Origin of the sequence: Ralstonia sp. 1138 (assembly GCF_040544795.1) — a bacterium.
Taxonomy (GTDB): Bacteria; Pseudomonadota; Gammaproteobacteria; order Burkholderiales; family Burkholderiaceae; genus Ralstonia; species Ralstonia flatus.
The window spans coordinates 192,591-215,523 of record NZ_JBEPKQ010000006.1 but is presented as its reverse complement, the minus strand read 5'-3'; the positions used below and the strand labels follow the sequence as shown (position 1 = coordinate 215,523).

At 63.0% G+C, this 22,933-nt stretch carries 18 protein-coding genes and 1 other RNA gene; 3 read left to right on the top strand and 16 right to left on the bottom strand.

The window, feature by feature from the left end; genetic code table 11:
- Nucleotides 1-2 precede the first annotated feature (2 nt).
- Nucleotides 3-360: a transfer-messenger RNA gene (gene ssrA / locus ABIC76_RS23400) on the top strand.
- A 184-nt stretch (nucleotides 361-544) separates the two neighbouring features.
- On the opposite strand, the gene ABIC76_RS23395 is transcribed toward ssrA, so the two are convergent.
- The 7 genes from ABIC76_RS23395 to ABIC76_RS25595 all read right to left on the bottom strand — a co-directional run bounded on the left by ABIC76_RS23395 (nucleotide 545) and on the right by ABIC76_RS25595 (nucleotide 11,859).
- Nucleotides 545-1,573 carry a fimbrial protein gene (locus tag ABIC76_RS23395; protein ID WP_354535405.1) on the bottom strand — a complete coding sequence of 343 codons (1,029 nt, stop codon included), beginning with the start codon at nucleotides 1,571-1,573 and terminating at the stop codon, nucleotides 545-547.
- 465 nt (nucleotides 1,574-2,038) lie between these two features.
- On the bottom strand, nucleotides 2,039-4,492 hold the full coding sequence (locus ABIC76_RS23390; RefSeq protein WP_354535404.1) for a fimbria/pilus outer membrane usher protein: 2,454 nt from the start codon (nucleotides 4,490-4,492) through the stop codon (nucleotides 2,039-2,041).
- A 222-nt stretch (nucleotides 4,493-4,714) separates the two neighbouring features.
- Nucleotides 4,715-5,461, bottom strand: a complete 747-nt coding sequence (locus tag ABIC76_RS23385) for a fimbrial biogenesis chaperone (RefSeq protein ID WP_354535403.1) — start codon at nucleotides 5,459-5,461, stop codon at nucleotides 4,715-4,717.
- 82 nt (nucleotides 5,462-5,543) lie between these two features.
- The gene (locus ABIC76_RS23380; protein ID WP_354535402.1) at nucleotides 5,544-6,128 is read right to left on the bottom strand and encodes a fimbrial protein; all 585 of its coding nucleotides are present in this window, start codon (nucleotides 6,126-6,128) and stop codon (nucleotides 5,544-5,546) included.
- A gap of 276 nt (nucleotides 6,129-6,404) precedes the next feature.
- Nucleotides 6,405-8,864: an ATP-binding protein gene (locus tag ABIC76_RS23375; protein ID WP_354535401.1), complete on the bottom strand. Its 2,460-nt coding sequence runs from the start codon at nucleotides 8,862-8,864 to the stop codon at nucleotides 6,405-6,407.
- 146 nt (nucleotides 8,865-9,010) lie between these two features.
- Entirely contained in the window at nucleotides 9,011-11,470 is a 2,460-nt protein-coding gene (locus ABIC76_RS23370) for an ExeM/NucH family extracellular endonuclease (RefSeq protein WP_354535400.1), read from the bottom strand.
- A gap of 200 nt (nucleotides 11,471-11,670) precedes the next feature.
- Nucleotides 11,671-11,859, bottom strand: a complete 189-nt coding sequence (locus ABIC76_RS25595; protein WP_502947895.1) for an RcnB family protein — start codon at nucleotides 11,857-11,859, stop codon at nucleotides 11,671-11,673.
- 398 nt (nucleotides 11,860-12,257) lie between these two features.
- Here ABIC76_RS25595 and ABIC76_RS23360 point away from each other — a divergent pair, with 398 nt between their 5' ends.
- Nucleotides 12,258-12,890, top strand: coding sequence for a LysE family translocator (locus tag ABIC76_RS23360; protein ID WP_024973328.1), 633 nt, complete (start codon nucleotides 12,258-12,260; stop codon nucleotides 12,888-12,890).
- A gap of 94 nt (nucleotides 12,891-12,984) precedes the next feature.
- On the opposite strand, the gene ABIC76_RS23355 is transcribed toward ABIC76_RS23360, so the two are convergent.
- The 6 genes from ABIC76_RS23355 to ABIC76_RS23330 all read right to left on the bottom strand — a co-directional run bounded on the left by ABIC76_RS23355 (nucleotide 12,985) and on the right by ABIC76_RS23330 (nucleotide 17,238).
- Complete coding sequence (locus ABIC76_RS23355; RefSeq protein ID WP_004629370.1) at nucleotides 12,985-13,212, bottom strand: sulfurtransferase TusA family protein; 228 nt, start codon at nucleotides 13,210-13,212, stop codon at nucleotides 12,985-12,987.
- Between the two features lie 47 nt (nucleotides 13,213-13,259).
- Nucleotides 13,260-13,841, bottom strand: coding sequence for an NUDIX domain-containing protein (locus tag ABIC76_RS23350; RefSeq protein ID WP_206275612.1), 582 nt, complete (start codon nucleotides 13,839-13,841; stop codon nucleotides 13,260-13,262).
- Between the two features lie 14 nt (nucleotides 13,842-13,855).
- Nucleotides 13,856-14,893 (bottom strand): threonine aldolase family protein, encoded by a 1,038-nt coding sequence (locus tag ABIC76_RS23345; protein WP_354535429.1) that lies wholly within the window; start codon nucleotides 14,891-14,893, stop codon nucleotides 13,856-13,858.
- A gap of 43 nt (nucleotides 14,894-14,936) precedes the next feature.
- On the bottom strand, nucleotides 14,937-15,125 hold the full coding sequence (locus tag ABIC76_RS23340) for a 4-oxalocrotonate tautomerase (RefSeq protein WP_004629375.1): 189 nt from the start codon (nucleotides 15,123-15,125) through the stop codon (nucleotides 14,937-14,939).
- Nucleotides 15,126-15,162: 37 nt separating this feature from the next.
- Nucleotides 15,163-15,948 (bottom strand): class II aldolase/adducin family protein, encoded by a 786-nt coding sequence (locus ABIC76_RS23335; RefSeq protein ID WP_354535399.1) that lies wholly within the window; start codon nucleotides 15,946-15,948, stop codon nucleotides 15,163-15,165.
- A gap of 75 nt (nucleotides 15,949-16,023) precedes the next feature.
- Nucleotides 16,024-17,238: a YbfB/YjiJ family MFS transporter gene (locus tag ABIC76_RS23330; RefSeq protein ID WP_354535398.1), complete on the bottom strand. Its 1,215-nt coding sequence runs from the start codon at nucleotides 17,236-17,238 to the stop codon at nucleotides 16,024-16,026.
- Between the two features lie 102 nt (nucleotides 17,239-17,340).
- Here ABIC76_RS23330 and ABIC76_RS23325 point away from each other — a divergent pair, with 102 nt between their 5' ends.
- A complete protein-coding gene (locus tag ABIC76_RS23325; protein WP_354535397.1) occupies nucleotides 17,341-18,249 on the top strand; it encodes a LysR family transcriptional regulator in 909 nt (302 codons plus the stop codon).
- Nucleotides 18,250-18,294: 45 nt separating this feature from the next.
- Here the strand turns inward: ABIC76_RS23325 and ABIC76_RS23320 are convergent, their stop codons facing one another.
- The 3 genes from ABIC76_RS23320 to ABIC76_RS23310 form a co-directional block, all read right to left on the bottom strand.
- Complete coding sequence (locus tag ABIC76_RS23320; protein WP_354535396.1) at nucleotides 18,295-20,403, bottom strand: TonB-dependent siderophore receptor; 2,109 nt, start codon at nucleotides 20,401-20,403, stop codon at nucleotides 18,295-18,297.
- Nucleotides 20,404-20,636: 233 nt separating this feature from the next.
- The gene (locus ABIC76_RS23315) at nucleotides 20,637-21,686 is read right to left on the bottom strand and encodes a purine-nucleoside phosphorylase (protein ID WP_354535395.1); all 1,050 of its coding nucleotides are present in this window, start codon (nucleotides 21,684-21,686) and stop codon (nucleotides 20,637-20,639) included.
- Complete coding sequence (locus tag ABIC76_RS23310; protein WP_009238742.1) at nucleotides 21,683-22,798, bottom strand: purine-nucleoside phosphorylase; 1,116 nt, start codon at nucleotides 22,796-22,798, stop codon at nucleotides 21,683-21,685. Before ABIC76_RS23310 ends, ABIC76_RS23315 begins: the two co-directional genes overlap by 4 nt.
- Nucleotides 22,799-22,933 lie beyond the last annotated feature (135 nt).

Below are 22,933 nucleotides of genomic sequence, written 5' to 3'. Positions count from 1 at the left end.
CTGGGGCCGACCTGGTTTCGACGTGGGTTGCAAAGCAGTGGAGGGCATACCGAGGACCCGTCACCTCGTTAATCAATGGGAATGCAATAACTGCTAACGACGAACGTTACGCACTGGCAGCCTAAGGGCCGCCGTCCTCGCACTGGCTCGCTGACGGGCTAGGGTCGCAAGACTAGCGAGGTCATTTACGTCAGATAAGCTTTAGGTGAGTCACGGGCCTAGAGACGAAAACTTAGTGAATCGCCGTCGTAGAGCGTGTTCGTCCGCGATGCGGCGGTTAAATCAAATGACAGAACTAAGTATGTAGAACTCTCTGTGGAGGGCTTGCGGACGCGGGTTCGATTCCCGCCGGCTCCACCAGCTTTTCAAAGCAAAAACCCGCGGCAGCTTGCGCTGTCGCGGGTTTTTTCTTGGTTCGCCGAGAGCGCACGGACTTTGCCTAAGGTCGTGCCGATCGCACCCTAACCCTACGTGGGACCCACGCCCGCCCCAACTGGCCCGGCACTGACCAACGCGCTGGGCAAGGCCGCCACCCCACACTGACCTAGTCGTAGCTCATCACAATTGTCACCGAGCTATTCGCTATACCCGGGGACACGTCTGAAGCCGTTTGGTGATAGGCCGCTTTGAGCGGAATATTGAAATTCCCGCCAGCCGTATCGTAGTCTTTAAAGACAATCTTCTCGTTCAACGCCACCGGGTTGCTGTTCTGGTCGAGAATCTGCAGGCCAACACCCTTGGCGGTCGACTCAGTATCGAGCGCGACAACGGATCGCGCCGCATCCACAATCGTCGTATTGGGTTTTAGCAGATAAGACACCTTGTTGATGCCTTCTGGGCACTCCTTCAGGCCGATCGAGAAATTAACGGGGGCCAATGACGTACCGATCCCTTTGAATTGCCCCACACGATTCTGAACCCCCATCTTCACAACAACATCCGGCGCCTTGCAACTGATTATTCCGAGGCTAGCCTCGTTACTGGTATTTATCGAAAAAAATTTTACATCCGGAACAGCAGTCGGAAATCCAGCACCAACATATCCAATAAGCCCATTCGGAACACTTGCACCTGCTTTTATAGGGCCAATCTTTTTTATATACAGCCGCATCTCGATCCCAGTGTTTTTGAATGTTCCCGGATTTTGAATTTGGGGTGCGAAACTGATACTTTGCAGTTCCTTCCACACGTAGTACAGGCTCCATCCGAGACCAGTTTTACCGATTGGAAAAACTGTTTTGGTGCTGGAACTGACGCTCTGTCCCTCGCTAACCTCATTGTCCACTCCCAATGCCCAGGCCTGAGTACACGTAAAGCTATTGCCTGGGTTCTCACCTGAGTTATAGGGCGAACTCTCCCAAACTATTGAACCAACCGGCGTATCACGCGGTACGTGAAACTTGACGGGTATCGTGAACGTAACGCTTTTAGTGCTCTGACTAGCGGCGAACTGACACAGCTTAGCGGCGTGAGTTGGTGCAGCTGAGAATATCAGGAAAAGAATCACCCCTATCAGCGCGCGCGCTCCACTCTTCAACCGTCGCACACTTCGGATCAATATTGCTTCGCTCATTAATATCTTCCCCACAAAAGCAATCTCACATCCTCTGCATCGGCCGAACGATTGATGCCGGCATGAGGCACTGCATGCCCGTGCTATTCGGAAGTTTGTGGCCTACACGTACGAAGGCCGTTAATCTTAATTCCTCGCAGATGTCACTGGGCTAATCGCTATGTCACGGTCAACCACCGCAGCGGTTTGGTGGTAGGCCGCTTTGAGCGGAATATTGAAATCCCGCCAACAGTGGCGTAGCCCTTAATGACGCTGATGCCTTCGGGGCATTTCTTCAGATCATTCGAAAAATTGATGGGCGCCAATGACGGGCCGACACCGTTGAATTGCCGACCAGAGTTCTGATCTCCGATATTCGAAACAACGTCCGACGTCTTGCAACTGCGGGTTCCGACGCTGGCCTCGTTACTTGCCTTTATCGTGAGAATGCCTTCACCCCTTGAGCGCGGATGGAATCCACATTGCTTATCGGCAACGCAACGTCTGCCGCTGGTAATTGCGCCCTGCTTCCGCCTTCGGCAGTGCATAAGGCGCTTGGCACTGGCCTTCCTTCCACTTCACCGCCAACGTGCCTTGCTCCTGATTTAGCAAGACAAACGCCTTACCGTTCGGGTCTGCAATGCCCAACTGCTTGCCTGTTTGTGCGTCTTCCACGCTGGCGCCGAATGGCACTGGCTTGCCACCGGCCTGTTGTAGCGTGAACTGCACACGCTGGCCGCTGTAGCCCTTGAAAGTCGCCTGCACGATGGCGCCACGGCGCGGCACAACCTGCTTGATGGTGTCCTCCAGCTCCACGTCAGCACCCAGGTTATGGGTGTCTGGGCGCAAAGCGTTCAAGCGGTACGGCTGAGCGTAAGTCACGACCGCATAGCCGTTGCGACCGACAGGCGTACCGCCGTCGGTTCGCACATCGGCACCTTTCACGCCTTCCATCTTCATCAGCGCAAAAGTGTCGCCCACCGTGCGGCTGACGTTCACGCCGCCCCGATGCACGACCACGGCGCCCGTGGCGCCCACGCTGGCTGACTGGTAATCGCGCCCGACGTTGACGTTGGCCGAAAGCTGGCCTGCGTCGGCATCATGCGTAAGGCTCGCACCGCCCGTCGCCCCACGTCCTCGGCTCGTATAGCCGGCTTGCATGGCGTACGACGTCTTATCGCTCACGTAACCGCTCAGGCCGCTTTGGACGTTAGTGCCGCCGTTGCTGTCATTGCTCACGTTGGTGTAGGCACGCGGCGACCGCAGCTTGCCACCCAGCGGAATCGACATCGTCAGCATGACCTGGGTGTTGTTGCCACTGCCGCCAAAGCGCGTGTCCCGAGTCTGACTCAGACTCAGGTTGTAGCTCAGTTGCTTCCAGTTGTTGCCATAGCCGACACTGATACTGCGGCTGGACCCAGGTTGGTTCCAGTAGGTCTGCTGGCTGACGTTCAGGTAAACGCTTCCGTACCTGCGATCCACGCCGCCCAAGTCCTGACTGGTCGTCAAGTCAATGCGCGAGCGGCTGCGGCCGGATTGAACGCCCGTGTTGCCCACGTCATTGACGTGATCGTTGAATGTCCTGTAGCCCGACGTCGAATAGCGATATGCCGCCAGCGTGAAGTTGGTATTGGTACGGGTAAAGGTCTTGGCATACAAGATCCGCACACTCTGCCCGGTATCGCGCTTACCCTGGGCGTGACTGCTGGATTGCGTAAGGTCCACCGAGAGCGCGCCAACGGGCGTATTTGTCCCCACACCCACGTTGACGGCCTGGAACTCGCGCGAGGCTTGGAAGCCGCCGGCCACGGTGCTGTTGTCTGTCAGGCCGTAGACAAGAGAACCACTCACCAGATTGGGGGAGGCGTTCTGGTCACCGTCGTACTTGCCGGCCACGAAGTTGTACTTCAGCCGGCCCTTTCGCAGCATGAGCGGCAGGCTGGAAAATGCCTGATGTGTGACTCGCTTCGTACCATCCGCTTCGATGACCGTAATTTCCAGATCGCCGTTGGAGCCAGACGGAAAAATATCGGTCAGTTGGAACGGACCGGGCGGCACGTTCGCGCGGTACAGCACGTAGCCGCTCTGACGCACTTCCACCACGGCATTGGTCGCGGCCTGCCCCCGAATGACAGGCGCATACCCTCGCTCGCTATCGGGCAGCATCGCGTCGTCAGAGCCGACTTGCACCCCGCGGAACCGCACACTGTCGAACAACGTCGCGTCGGAATATTGCTCACCCAGCGTCAGTTGTCCCTTGATGGCATCAACGTCGCGCTGCACCAGCGTGCGATTGCTCTTGAAGCGTGTCTGCCCGCTATTGCCGCCGGTAAGCGACGATTCATTGCGCAGACGCCAACGGCCGATGTTCACTCCATTCTGCAGGCCTAGGTAATAGCTACTGCTGTCATTGCCAAGGCGACTGTGGCCGTAGTTGCCGCTGAACTGGTAATTCACGTAGCCCGCAGTGACGCCTTCATCCCACAGGGCAGGATCCACGTAACCACGAGCTGCCCGCGACAAAAAGGCCTGCGGAATGCTTAGTTTCAGTTGCAGCCGGCCGGAATCGAAATCGACGGCCGCTTGGTCCATCAGCTGGGCCAAATCCAGGCACGCTCGGCTGTTGATATCGAGCGGAGGCGTAATGGCGGTCAGGTTGACGCCAAAGTCCTGAAGCATTTGCGCAGTCAGGCACGGACGAACCTTACCGTTGCCGCCCTCCTGGTGGAAATCGATGTCGCGCCGACCCACGAGATTGCCATTGACCTGCACCTCGACGCGATATGTGCCCGGCGGCACGCTGTTGCCCGAAGACAGCACGGCGCTGAGGTCTGCCGGGCGCCCCTGGCCGTGCAGGAAGCCGGTATTGAACGCGAGGAGTGTGTGATCAACCTGCGCGACAAGCGTTTCCCCCTCCGCAGCGCGCGCGCTGTTGAACATCGCCAGACACAAAGCCAGGTAAAGCGGAGTAGCCCTGGGGCGAGCAGCGGCCGCATTTCCATCAATCTTTTTTGAGAGTGGTTTGGTGGTCGGGCGTTTAGACATCGCAATGCTCGCTGTTGGCTCTGAGAATCGGGGGTGTCACATAGGCAAGCTCCGCTACAAAGGGGCGCGGGCTGATCCAGCCCAAACGGGCCGGATCGACTCGATCGACGCGGTCGATCAGTTGCCGGCGGAGACCGGCGTGCTCGGCTGACTGCCGTGCAAGGTGACGCGGTAACTTTCGCGACCGCCGTAGTCGTTGATGACTTCGTAGCGCAGTTCAGGAGCGTTGCTGCTGCCGGCCGTCAGCTTCACGGGCAATGTCAAAGTGGTGCCGGGCGCGACCATCTTGGCGTCAACAACCGATTCATCGGCGTTGCCGACGCGCAGCTTGGCGTCAACCACGGTCACGTGATACGGGCTCGGATTGGTCAAGCGCAGCAACCCTTTACCGGCGTCCTGGTTCAACTGCCATTGCAGATGTGTAGGTGCCTTGACCGGATCGCCAGCCAGGCCAGTAGGCCGATAGAACACCTTGATGCGTTGACGAACAGCCAATTGCAGAACGTTGTCCTCTTTGGCGGTCTGGGGGATTTCCTGCACGTTTAGCCAAAAGGCCGATTCGCGATCCGTAGGCATGCCGATGCCTTCGTACAACACGCGCAGAAGTTGTTGCTGCTTGGCCCCAACCTTCGCCAATGGCGGCGTAATGGCGAACGGGAGTTGAACGTCGGCCATGTCGTCCAAGGGATCCAGCCACGCCTGAAGCAACGCGTCTGAACCATCGTTGCTGACGACCACCGAACTCTCCTTGTTCTTCCCATCGAAGATGACGCGCGTGGTGCTGAGTGAAATGCTGGCGTGACTCGCGGACGCAACCAACGCGCACGCCAACGCCGCGCCAACGGCGTATCGTTTTGCTTTCATATCCGGAATTGCCTTGAAGAAGAGGCGGCAGCGGACACGTTCCGCTGCCGATTGAAGCCAGCCGGAGCGGCTGGCGCTTGGCTTACTCGTAGCTCAGCGTGAACGGCAGGCTCGCGTTGGCGATACCAGGCTTCACCTTGGTGGCGTCAGCAGCCACATATGCAGCAGCAAAGCGCACGTTGACCGAGCCGCCTTCCGCCGGCACTTCGGTTTGTGCGAGCAGATCGCCATTGCTCAGGTCGAAGGCGTTGGCAGTTGCGCCCGTGCCTTCGTACACGGCAATGCCCACGCCTTGGGCGAAGCCCGCAGACGTGTTGCCGTTATTCACACGCAGCGTCTTCTTGTCGGTGCTCAGTTCAGCGGCCTTGCCGGCAAACTTCATGCTGACCTTGGCGCCCTTCTTACACACCACGTCAAAATTGGCCGAGCCAGAACCTTCCTTCAGGTTCTTCGGTGCCGCAACGGTACCGATATCGTCCGCTGCGACGGTGCCCATGCTGACGTTAATGGCGCCGGCATCGCCCGTAACCGACGAGACCTTGCAGGTATCGCTCGTGATCTTGCCTTCGAAGTTGATGGTGCCGTCCACCTTGGTGGCCGTCTGAGCCATTGCGACGGAAGACAGAGCAGACATGGCTACGCCCGCCAGGAACAGTTTTGCTTTCATTGACTTACCCTTTGATTGAGACCACAGCACGGAGGTGCCTGAACTTGGTCGAGAACAAATGCCTATCGAAGAAGGCAGGCGCAAGTATTCCAAGCAAGGCGCTCGCGCCATATCAGACTGCTCTGAAAAGCGGGCAAGATTGGTGCATTTGATCGCACGTTGCCCGTCGCGGGTCATTTACGTGCGGAGGCTTTCTGGAGGCGGCGCGCCCCGCAGGAGCGACGGACAGTACCTATGCGGGGAATCACAGACGGTCAATCGCCGCAAAAAGCGGAATCAGACGTCTGCGGCACCGCCGCCGTGCAAGTGCAAGTTTTGGAGTTCCAGGACGAGCATCTGAACGTACGCGTTGATTTCGCACGACGACTCTGAAAGATGCCGCTCCAAAGCACCAGCAAGATGGTGCGTCAGTTGGTCTTCCACCACTGCGGCGGCACCGACAATTCGATGCGCCGCTCGACGTGCCTGCTCGATATTCCGATCTGCGACGCCCTGGGTGAGCATCTCGAGATCGGCCTTCATCGTCTGCCGATAAATTGCATGCACGTCCGTCGCAGGCTGCAGATGATCTTCTGCAGGCTCCGCGTTGGAAGTCGAATCGCCATGGCCGCACCAGAGTTCGATCAGCTCCCGTAATGCGGCAAGGCGCAGCGGCTTGCCCAGAACGCCGTCCATGCCGCTGTCGAAGCATCGTGTGCGATGAGCATCGTCAGCCGCGGCGGAGATCGCCACAATGGGCGTGCGTTCGCTCCCGCGCCGGTGTTCGATCTCGCGCATGCGCTGCGCGACGGTATAGCCGTCGATGCCCGGTAGGTTGCAGTCGAGCAGCACCATATCAAACGCTGTCGACGCGAATTGTTCGAGCGCCGCCTCGCCGGTGCCGGCGACGGTTGATCGGCAAGCCAGCGCATCAAGTTGATGCTGGATCGCGTGTTGCACGGCCTCGTGATCATCGACGATCAGGACTAGCGGCCCATCGTTCGATCCCGACAACAGCGGTTTGATCGCCGGAGCTGGCGATGCCGCTTGCGCGCCAAGCGACGAATCCACGGGGGCCTGCGGTGATACCGACTCCGCGCCAGGTTCGCGCACGGGCAACATGACGGTGAACACCGTGCCTATCTCGGGGCTGCTGCTGACCGTGATCACGCCTTTCATCAGGTCGACCAACTCGCGGCAGATCGAAAGGCCCAGCCCGCTGCCGCTGGCACCGCGGTTGCCTGGACTTTCCACTCGCGCGTAGGGCTCGAAGATATGCCGTTGGCGGTCCGGGGGGATGCCCATGCCGGTGTCCCGGATTTCGAGCACAAGCGTCCCAGTACCCCGGCGCTTGCCGGGCAGGTAGTCGACGCGCAGAACCACCTTGCCGGCCTCGGTGAACTTGATCGCATTCACCAACAGGTTCAGAACGATCTGCCGCACGCGCATGGGGTCGATTTCGACGCTGAAATCTGGCGCGCACGCTAAATCGAGGAACAGCGCCAGCTGCTTCTCCTCCGAGCGCCAACGCACCATGTCGAGTGTCTGCTCGGCCCACGCCCCGATCTCGGTTCGCTGCAGTGCGAGCGTCACGCTGCGCGATTCAAGGCGCGAGTATTCGAGAACATCGTCGAGCAGCGCGAGGAGTGTTTCCGATGCCGAGACCGCTGCATTCGCGCGGCTCGCCTGTTCGCCGGTCAGCTGCGAGCGCTGGAGCAGCTCCAGCGACGCAAGGATGGTGTGCATCGGGGTGCGGATTTCGTGGCTGATGAAGGCGAGGAACATCGCCTTGTCGCGCTCACTACGTACGGCCGCAACGCGCGCGCGCCACAGCACGTACGCTAGGATCGCGAAGGCCAGCACAACACCGCCAACCAGCGCAACCTGCCACCATCGGTAATGGAGGATCGACGAAAGCGACGGTGCACCGTAGTCGGTGGTTTCCTGCCATCGGTGCCGGATGGCATCAGCCTCTGAGGCCGGAATGGCGGTGAGCGACTTATCGAGAATCGACGCGAGCACGGTGTTGTCCTCGCGCGTGACCATCGTCAGCGCATACGGACGATCCCAGATGCTGCCTGAGAGAAAAAGCCGGCCCTTGAACTGGCGATTCAATTGCGGAAGGAGAGACGCGTCGGTCCCGAGGGCGGCGTCCACCTCTTCGTTTGCGACGGCCTCCAGCGCATCGGACTCATCCTGAAACGTCAGCAACGTAACGGGTACATCGCTGTGGCGAATGGCAAGTTCGAGCCCGCCACCGCCTTTGATTGCAACCCGCTTCCCGGCCAGCTGAGGGAAGCCGGCAAACAGGTTTTCCCGCTCGGCCGTGACGATTGCGATTGTGCCGACGTAGTACGGCGTACTTGCTGTGAACCCGTCTCGTTGGGGTGCCGTGTCGTAGTTCTTGCTCCAGTCGGGCAACATGTCGATGCTGCCGGACTTCAACGCTGCGACGGAGCCTTTCCAGCACGCGCCGTCGACATATTCGAAGCGCAACCCGCTCAACTCCGCAACCGCCTCCAGAAACGACGGAACGATGCCAACCACCTTGTCGCCTTCGACAAACTCGAATGGACGCCAGTGCGCGTTGACGCAGGTGCGCACCACCGGATGCGCCGCAATCCACGCATGTTCTTCCGGCGTGAATAGCGAGGTCGCTGCCGCATGGCTGCCCGCGGACGTCAAGCCAAGCCAACCGCCCAGGATCAGCGCGCGCACCATCGCCGCTACATTGTTCACAGCATCCCCAGTCGCCATATCGGAATCGATTGCATCGGCACGTCGCAACTGCAATGCTGCCGGCCTTGTCATTTGACAAGCTTAATTCAGTCCGGAGGCAGAGGGCTGAAAAGCGCATTAGGGCGACATCGAACGGCCGACGACGGGCACGGATTCGCGGACGCTCAAGACCCACACGTACGACGCCGCGCCAGGGCTACGGCAGCGGCGGCCAGCGCGAGCCCGACGATCGGGTCCACCGCACCGGCACCGCCCTCCCCTGGGCTGCCTGGGGCACCGCCCGCCGCCGCATCGCCTTCCGGACTCGAGCCGCCACCTGCGGTTTGCGTATTGAGCGCGAGGTCGACCAGCACCGGATCGTGGTCCGACGAGCGGTACGCGTCCGGCGCGTAGAACGTCTGCTGCTGTTCGGCGCTCTTGTAGGCGAACGAATATTCCAGCGCCATCGGCTCATCGGCGTTGATGTGCCATTCGTGCACGGCGCGCACACGCTCGGCCAGGCCCGGGGTGGCCAGCGCATGGTCGATGTAGCCGGCTTCGCCGCCATAGACGTAGCTGTAGGCATCCTTGCCCACAAACTTCGCCACCATGTCGGCATAGCCTTTGTCGGCGAACAGCAGGACGGGGTCTTCCTTGGCATAGCTGTTGAGGTCGCCGATCAGGAGCTTGCCGATGTCCGCCACACCGATCGGCGAGGTCGCCAGCCAGTCGGCGATCACGCCGGCAGCGCGGACGCGGGTGGGGTTCCAGCAGCTTTGGCCATCGCCCTGGTCGGCGTCCTTGCCGGTCGCGCCGGAGCAGCCCTTCGACTTCAGATGATTGACGACGACGGTAAAGTTTTGCGTGCCGCCGATGCGTCGGAAGCTGCGCGCGAGCGGCTGGCGGTTCTTGTCGTCGATGGCCAGGGTGGCCGGCACGCCGACCGGCTCGACGGTGCGGCCGTTGTAGATGATCGCCACCGTGATCGCATCGCCGCCGAGCTTCGGCACGCCCGGATCGACGTAGCGCCAGTCGGCGCCAAGTTGGCTCGTGAGGCGGCGGATGGCGCTGAGGCTGCCGTAGCCGTCGTTCTCGATTTCCATCAGACCGACCACGTCGGCGTCGATGGCGCGAATGGCGGCAACGATCTTGGCTTCCTGGCGTTCGAACTCGGTCTGTGTCTTGGCGCCTCGATTGGCCGGATCGTCGAAGCCGGCACCTTTGCCGTCACCGTTGAAGTAGTTCAGCACGTTGAACGACGCCACGCGCACATCGGCCTGGGCGTGGCGTGCAGGAGCGCCGGCACGCGGGTTCGCGGCGGCATTGAAAGCCGGTGCCGCGGCGCCCGGCACGGGCTGCAGGCGCCAGGCGTTGTAGCGCATTTCCAGCACGCCCTGCACGCCGCTCACCGTATAGCCAGCGCGCACGGAGTTCGCGGCCGACAAGCCCGGCGCCGGATAGCGCACAGTGCCCGGATTCTGCTGATTGGAGCCATCGTCGAGCACGATGCGGTTCAGCGCATTGGCCGCAGCCTGCACTGCCGCACCATTCCCCGAGGGCGCTACGTTTGTGGGCAGCGGCAAGCGCCCGTTGCTAAGCAGGACACTGCCATAGCGCCCCAACTCGTACGTTTCGCTTACCGTCAGCGTTTGCGGCAGGCGCACGAGCATTCCTTCATATGCCGACAGTGCCTTGGCATCCGCCACGGGCAACGTCACATCGACGGCCGTCACGCTGTGGCCGCTGGCGCAGCTTGCGATGCCATTCGTGGCCAGCGTCAGTTGCGTTTGGCCGTACTTTTCCTCGACCTTGCCGACGAGGTGGACGAGGTCGCCAGCGCGGGCACTAACGCCGGGCGCATAGACGAACAGCCCTTCCGACACGCCGGGCAACCTGCGGCGCTGTGCGTCCGGTTGTTGCACGAAGAAGCCGTTGAAACCGTTGGTGCCGCTGTAGTCGGCGGTCACGACCGCTTCGATCTCGACGTTCTGACCGGCCAGCGGCGAAGTCGCGCCGGCGCCCTGCACATCCGCAAGGTGCGTTGCCGGCGCGCCGCACACGGCAACGACCGGCGATGGCGGCGTGACCGTGCCCTTCCCGTTGTACAGGCCAAGATCGGAAAAGTCGTCGATGTTGAACGCGTCCCATTGGACGGATGGATCGAAGGCCGCCGTGATGTTCGTGTCGCCCGTCTTCACCGTGCCTTTGCGGCGCAGCGTGTGGTCCTTCGTACCAGCGCTGGCTGTGCCCCAAAAGCCGGACGGCGGCTGATAGCCGACTTGGCCGATGCGATCGACAACGACGCCGGAGCGTGTCAGCGTGAGCGCGTCGTCGCCGTTGAACGAGAACGCCGCGGTCTGGTTGACGCGCGTGCCGAGCGCGCTTGCCAGCGTGCTGTGAGCCATCACATGAACGGCCCCCGGCGCCAGCTTGCCCGAGAGCGAAAACGAAGCGGTGGGCGCGCTCGCGCCATTGTTGTACTGCTCGATCTTGTAGACCGACAGATCGGCCTCGATGCCGTCCGGGTTGTAGATTTCGATGGCTTTGTTGTTCGAGCTGCCTTCGACATACTCGCTGATAAGAAGCTCGGCATGGGCAGGCAACGCCGTGAACAGCACGACGGGAAGCAGGAAATGCAGGCGCATGGGGATCAGGGGGATGGGGACGGGGGGGAGGATTGGATGCGGCATACCTTCAACAACGCCGATGACGCACGCATGGCGCGCCGTCGCCGATCGTTCAGCATTCTGTAAGCCGGGCCTTCCGGGCAGCCTGCCCTCACCAAAAAATGAAAAACCCGCGACGCTTGCGCAGTCGCGGGTTTTTTTTTGCAACGGATCGCTTATCAGCCGCCGATCGTCACATTGAAGACAAGGCCATCGGGCCTCACGAGGTAGTAGCCGCCATCTACACCGACCCAGTGGTAACCGCGCGGCGGGGGTGAAAGACGATGCTCGCGCCAGTCGTCGATGATGTATTGGCGATCACGGTATTCGGGTGGAATGCGCTCACCGCGGTGCCACCGGTGAGCCATCTCGCGATCGGCTCGACGGTCCATATCGACACGTTGTGTTCGTGGCGGTCGCGGTCCCAGCGGTGATCGCGCTCTTGCGCATGGCTGGCCAGCGGTGCGAGCGCAGAGACTGCCAGCATCAACGACATCAGTAACTTGGTCTTTTGCATGGATTGGCTCCTTGAAGCGTCCGGACATGCCGGACCTTGTTTCCACTCTATGCCGCCCCTCCGCTCCAGGCTGTGACGAAGCACGTTAAGGATGTAACAGTGGATTTTCGAGTGCCGCGTGCGCCGCCTGAGCCGTCAGTGGACCAATACAGAATTGCCAATTTTTGTGATTTTCTGTACCTGTCGGGCCATCGACACCGGGTGCTAGCCTGCAAGCTCCTCACCTTTGCCGCCGATTGCACATCCGCCATGCCCACCCTCACCAATCTGCTGACCTTTGCCCTGGTTGCGCTCGGCATGGTGCTGACGCCGGGCCCGAACATGATCTACCTGATCTCGCGTTCGATCTGCCAAGGGCGCAACGCGGGGCTGGTGTCGCTGGCAGGCATCGCCACGGGCTTCGTCTTCTACATGCTGTGCGCCGCATTCGGCATCACCGCCTTGCTGATGGCCGTGCCGTTTGCCTACGATGCGCTGCGCTTTGGCGGAGCGATCTATCTGCTGTACCTCGCCTGGCAGGCGGTGCGGCCGGGTGGCCGGGCGCCGTTCCAGGTGCGCGAACTGCCGGTGGACAGCCCGCGCAAGCTCTACACGATGGGCTTGCTGACCAGCCTGCTCAATCCGAAGGTGGCGGTGTTGTATCTGTCGCTGCTGCCGCAGTTCATCGAGCCGGCGCACGGCAGCGTGCTGGTGCAGTCGGTCTGCCTGGGCGTGACGCAGATCTGCGTCAGCGTGACGGTCAACTCGATGATCGCCGCCACGGCGGGCAGCATCGCCGCGTTTCTCTCGCGCAAGCCGAGCTGGCTGTCAGTGCAGCGCTACCTGATGGGCACCGTGCTGACCAGCCTGGCACTGCGCATGGCGATGGAAGCACGCAAGTAGCTACACATAGCCGATAGAAATATCTGCCGCCAGATGAAAACGGGGCGATCCAGCCAAACCGGATCGCCCCGTTTTCTTTGAACGCGCTGCCAGATCAGCGACGGCGCATATAGAACGTGAACACCTTGTCGTGCTCGCTGTGCTCCAGCAGCTCGTTGCCGGTCTGCTTGGCGAAGGCCTGGAAGTCCCGCGTGGCGCCGGGGTCGGTGGCAAGAATCTTGAGCACGTCGCCGCTTTGCATGTCGGCAAGCGCCTTCTTCGTACGCAGAATGGGCAGCGGGCAATTCAGGCCGCGCGCGTCGATTTCCTTTTGAAACTCCATGTCTTCCTCAGTGGTACGGGCAAGCGGCGCTGTGCCACTCGCATCAGTCATTCCGGGATTGTAACGAGCCGCGTGGGTTGCCACTGGCGCGGCGGCGGCTCAGCCGGTTCGCCGGTACGGATGTCGATGTAGCTGACCGGCAGGCCGCGCGCAGTCAGGAAATCGGCGACGGCATAGCCGGTGCCGGCCGTCCACGGACGGACTTTCTCAAACGGCTTCAAGCGGTATTCGACCAACTCTTCCGACAACGCGATCTCGCCATCGGCCACCACGTGGTACGCGATGATGAGTTCGTTCTTGCGGATGAACTCATACACGCCGATCAGCGAGATCGATTGTGCGTCGAGGTTCGTCTCTTCCTTCAGCTCGCGCGCGATGCCCTCTTCGGGCGTCTCGTCGCGTTCGAGAAAGCCCGTGACGAGCGCGAACATGCCCTCCGGCCACAGTGCATTGCGCGCCAGGAACATCTGCCCGCGATATTCGACAACCGCCGCCAGGACGGGCAGCGGATTGTTCCAGTGCACGAACCCGCAGTCCTGCGCCGGGCACGCGATGCGCAGGCGGCCGGCGTTGTGCTGCTCGACGAGCGGCGTGGCGCATTGCGGACAGAAACGGTAGTCGAAGCTCATGGCAATCGGATCGATTAAACGGCCTGTGCGCAGGCTGCGCGAATATCGGCGGCGAAGGCTTCCACCGTCTCGGGTTGCACGTCCCACGAGCACATCAGCCGGCAGCCGCCCGCGCCAATGAACGTGTAGAAGCGCCAGCCGCGCGCGCGCAGCGTCTCGATGGCGGGCAGCGGCAGCTCGGCGAACACGGCGTTCGATTCGGTCGGGAACATGATGCGCACGCCCGGCACGTCGGCAATGCGCGCGTGCAGCAGCTGCGCCATCGCGTTGCCGTGACGCGCGTTGCGCAGCCACACGTCGTTCTCGAGCAGACCCAGCCACGGCGCCGAGATGAAGCGCATCTTCGACGCCAGCTGCCCGGCCTGCTTGACGCGATAGGCGAAATCTTCAGCCAGACGGCGGTCGAAAAACACCACGGCCTCGCCGACCGGCAAACCGTTCTTCGTGCCGCCAAAGCACAGCACATCCACGCCGGCGCGCCAGGTGACCTCCGAAGGATGCACGCCCAGCGACGCCACTGCATTCGCAAAACGCGCGCCGTCCATGTGCACGCGCAACTGCCGACGCTTGGCAATCGCGGCAATCGCGCGCACCTCGTCGACGGTGTAGACGGTGCCGACTTCGGTCGACTGCGTCAGCGAAACGACTTTGGGTTTGGGATAGTGGATATCGGAACGCCGCGTGACGAGCGCCTCGACCGCGTCCGGCGTGAGCTTGCCGTTCTCGCCTTTGGCGGTCAGCAGCTTGGAGCCGTTGGAGAAGAACTCCGGGCCGCCGCATTCGTCGGTTTCGATGTGTGCCAGCTCGTGGCAGATCACGGAGTGATACGACTGGCACAGCGACGACAGCGCCAGCGAATTGGCCGCCGTGCCGTTGAAGACAAAGAAGACTTCGCAGTCGGTCTCGAACAGATCGCGGATGCGGTCGCACACGCGCTGCGTCCAGGAATCATCGCCATAGGCCGGCTCGTGGCCGCTGCCGTTGGCCTCCAGGAAATACTTCAGCGACTCCGGGCAGAAGCCCGCGTAGTTGTCTGAGGCGAAATGCTGCATGGGCTGCATGGCGGACCGGCAAATGGGAGTGGAAGAGGACGGGTTACTTCTGTTCGGACCACAGCACGCCGCCGGTGGCCCAGTTTTCGCGCTTGATGTCGGTGATGATGATGTCGACGGCGCCCGGCGCGCAGCCCAGCGATTCGCAAGTGACGCGCGTCACTTCTTCGACGAGCTTTCTCTTCTGCTCAACGCTGCGGCCCTCGAACATCTCGATATGGAAAGTCGGCATGGTGTCTCCGGTTTAGTGAGTCGCGTTGACAGTCGCGTCAGTCACGATACGAAGCGTCGATTTTATCCAGTTTGCGCAACAGCGCCGGCCACTCGATCACGCCTTCGATGGCGCCGCCATCTTCGAGCTGCTCTGCCGCACGCTCTGCCACTTCCGGCGCGGGCGCGACGACCTCGCCGCCGGCAAGCGCGTGAATCTGGATCTCGCATGCCTTGATGAGCGTGGCCATCAGCACGTGCGCCTCGGCCACGGTCCGGCCGATGGTGAGGGTGCCGTGATTGCGCAGCAGCATGGCGAAATGGTGGCCGAGCGACGCGGTCAGGCGCGCGCCCTCTTCCGGCGTAAAGGCAAGGCCTTCGTAATCGTGATACGCGATGCGCCGGTGGAACCGCAGCGCATGCTGAGACAGCGGCAACAGGCCATGCTTCTGCGCGGACACGGCAATGCCCGCCGTGTTGTGGAGATGGATCACGCACTGCGCGTCAGGCCGCGCGGCATGCACGGCAGCGTGCAACGCAAAACCCGTCACGTTGACGGACGGGCGTGCTGCCGCATCGGGCCAGTCGCCGACGAGTTGGCCGCGGCCATTGATCTTGACCAAGTTGGATGCGGTGATCTCGTCGAACGCGAGGCCGAACGCGTTGATCAGGAAGTGATCGGGCTCGCCCGGCACGGTGGCCGACAGATGGGTGTAGACAAGGTCGTCCCAACCGTTGAGCGCGGCCAGTCGGTACGCGGCGGCAAGGTCGACCCGCACGGCGCGCTCGGCCTGGCTGATCTCGCCGCCGGGCACAACGGCATCGGGGCGCAAGGCAAAAGACATGAGGCTCCTCCAATGGAGGAGGCATTCTAGAACGGGCGCGTCGACCGCGTGGTGGGCACCTTCACATGCCGCGCATCACGCACGCGCGGGCGACGCGCGCCTGACCGCAACGAAGATCGCCACGCCCGCCACCAGCGACACCGCCGCTACCGCCAGCGATGCATTGAAGCCGCCCGTAGCGGCAAACAGGCGGTTTGCCAGCGGCGGCCCTGCGATCTGGCCGATGCCATACGCGGCCGTCATCAAGCCCATCAGACGGGGCGCCGCATGCGGCCACAGCCGGCGCGCCTCGCGCATGGCGAATAGCGTGATCGCGGTGAACGGCAGGCCGAGCAGCGTGCTGGACAGCGCCAATCCCACCACCGTGGGCCACACGATGCTGATCGCCACGGCCACCGCTTGCATTGCGTATGCCGTGGCGAGCAGCGAGCGGTTGTCGCGCGCCAAACTGATCCGGGTCGAAAGAAACGCGCCGAGGGCGACGCCCGCACCAAACATCGGCCAAAACAGGTCTGGCCAGACGGAACCCGCGGGCAGCACCTTGCGGGCGATCACCGGAAGAAACGTGGCGGTGATGATGTAACCGAAGCCCGCCAGGCCGTAGGCAATCGTGAGCGCGCTGGTGGGCGCATCGAGGCGAGGTGCAGCACCGGAAGCAGCAGGCGCCGGAGCAGCATGCCCCTGCACTTCGGGCCGGATGGTCGACCACACCGCCGCAGAGAGCAGCGCTGAGAGCACGCCAAACGCCAGCCATGCCGACGTGGCGTGCCAGCCCAGCGCCACCATGCCGCTGGCCGCCAGCCCCGGAATGGCGATGCCCAAGCCGGGCCCGCAGAAGATGATGCCGCCAAGCGCCGCATGCCCAAGCTCGGTCAGCCGATGCAGGCACCAGCCCGCCGTAAAGACGAACACGAGCGCGCTGGCCATGCCCGCGGCAAAGCGCAGCAGAAACCACGCGGGCTGCCCTTGCAGCACGCCCATTCCGGCCGTCAGCAGCACCGTCGCGATCAGGCCAATGCGGATAAGGCGCGCCGCATCCCCACGCACCGCCATGCAGGCCAGCGCGCCCACGAAATAGCCAAGGTAGTTGCCGGTGGCGAGCCAACTGCCCTGCGCCAGCGTCAGGCTGCCGTCGTGCAACATCATCGGCAGGATCGGCGTGAAGGCGAAACGGCCAATGCCCATCGCCACGGACAGCGCGACCATGCCCGCAATCGCCACGCGCCAGGCGGTGGCCCGCTGGGAATGCGCGGCGGACACGGCGGAGGTAGACGACAGGATGTGCTCCATGGAAAGGCCCGGATGAGGAAATCGGCACTTCATCGTACGCAAGGCCGCTCATCCTGAAAAATGAATTATATTGAACAGACCCATTAGCATTTGAGATACATCATGGATCTGTCCTCGCTCGAAATCTTCCGGACGGTTGTGCGCGAAGGCGGGGTGACGCGGGCGGCGCAGCAGCTCAATCGCGTGCAGTCGAATGTGACGACCCGCATCCGCCAGCTGGAAACTTCGCTCGGCGTGCAGCTGTTTGTGCGCGAAAGCAAGCGCATGGTGCTGACGCCGGCCGGGCAGACCCTGCTGACCTACGCCGACGACATCCTCCGCCTGGCCGCCGAAGCGCGCCAGGCCGTGCAGCCGCGCGAGCCGCACGGGCGCCTGCGCATTGCCTCGATGGAAAGCACGGCGGCCAGCCGCCTGCCGGCCCTGCTCGCCACGCTGCATCAGCGCTGGCCGCGCGTGCAGCTCGAACTGGTGACGATGACCACGCGCCACTCCCTTCAGGCGCTGTCGAACTTTGAAGTCGATTGCGCGTTCGTTGCCGAAACCGCGTGCCTGAACAACACGCGCGCCGCCATGACGACGCTGCCGGCCTTTGCGGAAGAGCTGGTGCTGATTGCGCACCGCGCCCATCCGCCGATCCGTCATGCTTCGGATGTGCAGACCACGGGCCTGCTCGCATTCGAACCCGGCTGCGCCTATCGGCAACTGATCGAAGACTGGTTTGCAGCAGACGGCGTGGCGCCGTCGCGGGTGCTGGAGCTTGGGTCGTACCACGCCATCATCGCGTGCGCGGCGGCCGGAATTGGCGTGGCGCTGGTGCCGCGCTCGGTGCTCGAGCTGTATACCAATGCGCCGGAAATCAGCATCCACGCGCTCGGCAAGCCGGGCCGTGTCGACACGCTGCTGGCCTGGCACCGCGACATGGCTGGCCCCGCCCTGCAGGCGCTGGTGCAGTTGCTGAGCGAGCCGCTGCAGACGGCAAAGGCCTCTGCGCGCGAGGCCATTGCAGCCTGATTGGAAAGCAGAGATCGAGACTGCACCGCCCTCAGCTGACCGATCTCACAGATCGATCTTCATGCCGAGCTTGAAGAGCCGCGGTGCCCCCATCGACAGACGATTGTTGCCGGCGCCCGCCCAGTAGCGCTTGTCGGTCAGGTTGTCGACATTGAATTGCAGCGTCGCGCGCTTGCCGGAGATGCGCGTCACGTAGCGCACGCCGGCACTGAAGAGCGTCGTGCCGCCCAGCTCTGCCTGGTTGGCGTCGTTCACGGGGCGCGGGCCGAGGTAGTACGCGCCGGCGTTGAACGAGACAGAGCGCAGCATCGGCAACGTGTATTCGGCAAAGATGCTGGCGGTGCTGCGCGGCGTGTTTTCCGGCGTTTTTCCGTCGAGGCCGTTCCCGACACCGCGGAACTTCGCGTCTGTCCAGCCAGCCGACGCCAGCAGCGACAAGTCCTTGGTGACGCGGCCCTGCGCCGTCAGCTCGACACCCCGAATGCGCTCGCGGCCGTCCTGCACGAAGATGTTCGCGTCGTTGGTGTAGCTCGCCGCGCGGTCGATGTCGTACACGGCAGCGGCGAGCTGTGTGCCGGCCGGCGTCTCGTAGCGCACGCCCACTTCCTTCTGCTCGGACAGCGCAGGCGGCATGGCCACGTTGGCGTTGGCGGCCGTGTTCGGAGCCCGCGCGCCGGCTTCCAGGCCCTGCGCGTACGACGCATACGCCGACAGCGCCGGCGTGAACTTGTAGATGACAGCCCCCAGCGGCGTGGTCTTGCTGGCCTCGTAGCGGTTGGGCGCCTGCTCGCTGGTGTAGCGCGTGTAGCGCAGGCCGGCAATGACTTGCCAGTGCTCCGACAACGTCATGCGATCCAGCGCGTAGACGCCCGTGTCCACGGCGCGCTGCTCGGCCGTAAAGCCGGTGCCGGTGGTCGGCAGCCAGCCGAGGTCGACGGGGTTGTACAGATTCTGCGTGCCGGAAAAGCGGTCGGAGTACACCGCCGCCTGGCGCATGTCGGAACGCGCAACGCCGAAGGTCAGGTCGTGCGTGATCCAACCCGTCTTCTCGGTGCCGGAAACGTCGGCCCGCACGTGGCTGGTGTTCCAGCGACCGTTCTGGCGCTGGCCGGACAGCGTGCCGGCGCCCGTCAGCGCGTTGGTCAGCTTGAATTCTGAGAACGCCCGCGTGCGCGCCGTCTCCGACAAGCCGCCTTCCACCGTCAGCAGCCACGCATCGGCGAGCGCGTAATCGGCACGCAGCAACGCGTTGGTGTTGTTGCCATCAAAGTCAGCCCAGCCCGGCGAAATGCGTTTGCTCGGGTCGGGCATGGCCGGCAAGGTGATAACCCCGTTCTTGGCGGCGGGCAGCGTCACCACCGACTGTTCGGTGATGACCTTGCGCGAATATTCCACGTCGGCTTTCAGGCTCAGGCGGCTGTTGACCTTCCAGTCGAAGGCCACGGCGGCGAGCTGGCGCGTGCCGTCAATGCCGCTGGTAGGGGACTGCAACGAGCCGCCCGCGGCGTTGAAGCGGATGCCGTACTGATTGTCTTCACCGAAGCGGCGCCCGACGTCGAGCGTGCCCACAGCGCTGCCGTTGCTGTCGAACTGCATGCCGAGCGTGGTCACCGGCGTATTGCCCGCCCGCTTGGTGACCAGATTCACCACACCGCCCGGCGTCGTGTAGCCGTAATACAGCGCCGACACGCCTTTCAGCACCTCCACGCGTTCCTTGTCTTCCAACGGGATCGCCGTGAGTGCTGCCATCGGCATCGAGCCGTTGAAGCGGAAATTGGTGCGGTTCTCCAGCGTCACGCCGCGGATGGCGAGGTTGTCGAACGTTTCGCCCGACAACTGCTGACGCGTCACGCCCGCCGTATTGCGCAGCGCGTCGTACAGCGACGTGTCCTGCTGCGCGTCGAGCGCCTCGCGCGTGACCACGTTCACGGTGGCAGGAATGTCGCGCAACGCCATGCCGCGGAACGCCCCAACCTGCGCCGTACTGGCCGCAAAGCCCCGCTGGCTGCCTGCCGTGATGGTCGTCTCGTTGAGGTCGACCGTGGCGCTGCCTGCGGCCGGCTGGCCTGCTTCGGCATGCGCCAACGTGGAAACGGCAAGGGGAATGGCGGCAAGCGCGCAGGAAAAGGCGCGGGCCGTGAGATGACGGTTCATCGCAGGCAACAGGGTCGATCAGGATTGGCGAAACCGGACGCGCGGCAATGCGCTGAGAGAAGAGAAAACGCGCCGCAAAACATCACGCGGCGCGTCGATCTGTTGGCTGGCAGGTGGAAACCCGCTGGCTCGCCCGGCTGGAGCGATGGTCAGCGGGTGGGCATTCGCCCGTGGCCTTCCATCAAATGAGAATGATTCGCATTATATAGATTGAAATGTGATGTCAGCAACTGTTAATTCGCCGGTACCCCCTGTTTCCACTGGGGCCAGTGCTGCACGATGTCGTCCAACAACGGCTTGGCCGCATTGACGAGATTGTGCGTGGCGGGCACGAAACCACCCTGCTGCGCATAGTTGATGAGCCCGTCGGAGGCAGTCTGGCCGTCGTACGGCCGGTCGAAGTCGGACCCGGCGCGCAGCAATGCCACACGGCTGAAGTCGACCTTGCCGGCACGGGCGCCCCGCGTCAGGACTTCCAGCGTGGCGTTGTCTTCCTGCGCCGTCGTGCAGTAGGTGCCCTTGTTGTCGGTCATCGTCTTCACCCAGTCTCGCGCCCGCTGACCCAAGTTGCGGCCGGCCCACCATGTGTCGGCGGAAGCCACGTCGCACTGGATGACAGCAGGCGGCTGGTTGGCCGGCGCATATGCGTAGTTCTTGCGGAAGGCGATGGCCTCGGGGCTGTCTTCCAGCGTCGCGGATTTCGACAGCGTGTACGCCTTCTGCAGCAGCGTCTCGTTGAGCTGGAACACCTCGGTGCGGTAGTCCATCGGCGGCTTCTGGCCGGGGCCCTTGGTGCCGATGCCGAAGTAGCCGTACGGCCAGCCGGCCGGCATCTCGCGCGCATCGATCTCGTGCGACAGGCCGTAATCGACCGCATACCGCGCCCACGCCGCCGAGCCCACCGTCCCCTGCCCCGGATCGATGCCCGCAATGCCGGCAATCACAAAGTACGTGTGCGAGAGGTCCAGCTTGCTGCGATAGAGCAGCGCGGAAATCGTCGACGCGGCATTGGCGTAGCCCATGCCCGTGGTGACCTGGCAGATGCCGTCGTAGTTGCACAGCATGTTCGGCGCGTCGGGCGACAGGCCGGAGATATAGACCTTCTCCTTCAGGTCGTAGCGGTCGATAAAGGGTTGGGCTTCGCCCTGGAACATGTTGATGACGATGACCTTCACTCCGTCATACGCGCAACTGTTCAAGGTCAGCGCTGCGGCACCGACGGCGCAGAGCTTCGCGATCGTACGCAAACGCGGCATGGGCATCTTGAGTCGGGAATCGATCATGGCGAGGGCACTCCGTGTTTCCACACGCTCCAGCGCGTGACGATCTCGTTGACCAGCGGACCGCCCGCCAGGTACAGGTTGTTGAGCGACGGCACGAACCCGCCCGAGTTGCTGTTGACCAGCGAGTCGTACGGCGTCTGCCCCGGATACGGCCGATCGAAGTTGGACGCGGTGCGCAGCACGGCCACGCGTTGCAGATCGAGCAGGCCCGCCTTCGCACCGCGCGTGAGCGCCTCGAACGTGGCGTTGTCTTCCTGCTGCGTGGTGCAGTAGGTGCCCTGCCCGTCCGTCAGCAGCTTGACCCACGCAGCTTCACGCTCGCCCAGCTTGGCGCCGTGCCAGTACGTGTTGCCGGCAGCGGTGTCGCATTGCACGACAGAGGGCGGCTGGTTGGCCGGTGCGCTCGGGTAGTTGGCGCGATAAGCCCGCGCGGTGGCGTTGTCGTCCAGCACCGCGCCCTTGGAGAGCGCCAGCGCCTTCTGCAGCAGCGCCTCGTTCACGCGAAACACTTCGGTCTTGTAATCCAGCGGCGGCTTCTGCCCGGGGCCCTGCGTATTGATGCCGATGAAGCCGTTGGGCCAGCTGGCGGGCACCTCGCGCGCATCGATCTCCCACGCGATGTCGCTGTCGACCAGGAAGCGCGCCCACGCGGCGCTGCCGAGCGTGCCCTGCGACGGGTCGATCCCCGCAATGCCCGCCACGAGGAAGTACGTGCGCTGCAGATCGAACTTGCCGCTGTAGATCAGCGCCGACACCGACGACGCAGCATTCGCCTTGCCCATGCCGGTGGTGAGCTGGCAGACGTCGCTGGCGTTGCAATGCACGTTCGGATAGTCGATGGACAGGCCCGGCACCGGCACGTCCTGCGTGAGGCCGAGTTTGTCGATCCACGGCTGCGCCTCGGGCGCGAACATGCTGATGATCAGCACCTTGACCTTGCGCGCGTGCGATTCCGGTGCGAGTTGCGCACCCGGCTGCGTCGACGCGCCGACGCCCGCCGCCAGCAACGCACCAACCGCGACGGCACGCGCCAATCGTTTGCCTTTGCGCCCGAGCAGCCGGTGCGGCGGCTGCGGTGGCGGGGCGTCAACCTTGTCAGATAGGACGCTCATGGTTCTCCTCGGATTTTGGGGATAGGGATGGGGTCAACCCGCGCTGTGGGGAACAGCGCGCGCCACCGATGCAAATTGCCTGCCAGGGGGCACACAATCTCTACGCAATCGGCAACGTGTTCCGGTATAGGCCAT